The organism is Geobacillus proteiniphilus (assembly GCF_001908025.1).
Taxonomy (GTDB): domain Bacteria; phylum Bacillota; class Bacilli; order Bacillales; family Anoxybacillaceae; genus Geobacillus; species Geobacillus proteiniphilus.
Genome location: NZ_MQMG01000127.1, coordinates 1 through 1076, shown reverse-complemented (window position 1 = coordinate 1076; position 1076 = coordinate 1). Strand labels below are relative to the sequence as shown.

Sequence of the window (1076 nt, the reverse complement as noted above, 5' to 3'; positions counted from 1 at the left end):
GAACATAAAGAACAGGTAATGCCAGCGCCCTTTGACGCGAATATACGTCTCGTCCCCGCAAAACGAACCGGACAGCTCATACGGGAACCGGTCGACAAAGGGCTTGATCCAAAGCGCGACGCTGTTGGCGTAGTTGAGCACCGTCTGATGGGAGATCGAGACACCATGGATGTCCTTCATGGCGGCGGCGGTTTTCCTCGAGGACATCCCAAAGTTGACGCAGTACGTCAACACGAGCCCCAACACGTGTGGTGACACAGCCAGCCGGGACAAATCGACCTTCGGCTTGATGGGCGACGAGGAAGCCAACGGGAGAAAGTCAAACAAGGACTCTCGAAACAAATACCGCACCTTGAAGGCTTGAGGATCCTGTTGAAACTGTTGGCGCTCCTTCTTGGTCATCCGGCGAAGGTTGGCCTGGTAAAACGGGCAATCGTTGTTCTTGCACTTATAGATGTGGTATTCTTTGCGTTCCTTGATTTTTTCCAGCGTCTTTTTGCAGTGCGGGCAGCGAAAGACCGCTTGCTTGGTGAACCGGTTCCGGTGGTTGAACCGGCACTGGCACACTTTGCATTGGTATTGCCCGTTTCCGCCGTTATTGGCGTACAGGTAAGAAGAGGGAGCCTGGCAGCGAGGGCAAGTCAAGGAATCTGGAACACGGTGTTTCGCCTTCGCGCGGCGCTGGATGGGCCGCAAAGGACGTCCGTGTTGGGCTTCGTAGTCCGCCAACAACTTCCGGTAATCAAGGGTTTCCGGTACATCGATGATCGGAAGGTCATCGATCTGAAGTTTTCGGTACGGTTTTTGGACGGGTTCGTCCAAGTCCTTACGATTCAGGGATTTTCCCACGATCACACCCATGAGATACACAATGATTTGATATTGGGTCTTGATGATTTGAAGCAAATAGGCTAATAATTGAGGTAACAAAGCTTGTCACTCCTTTGTTTTGGCTGTTGAGTGTGTGGTTACCTCAATGATGGCCGAAAACAACGGGGGTGGCAAGCTTTTTTTCTTCCAACCGTTGAAACTCAAGAGAAAACCGTGAGTGTGGAGGATAAACTTTTGACAATACC

The 1076-nt window shown here is 51.4% G+C and carries 1 pseudogene; it reads right to left on the bottom strand.

Annotated features, from left to right (window positions below):
• Positions 1 to 930, bottom strand: a pseudogene (locus tag BRO54_RS18830) (DDE-type integrase/transposase/recombinase); the annotation flags it as partial.
• Positions 931 to 1076: the final 146 nt, after the last annotated feature.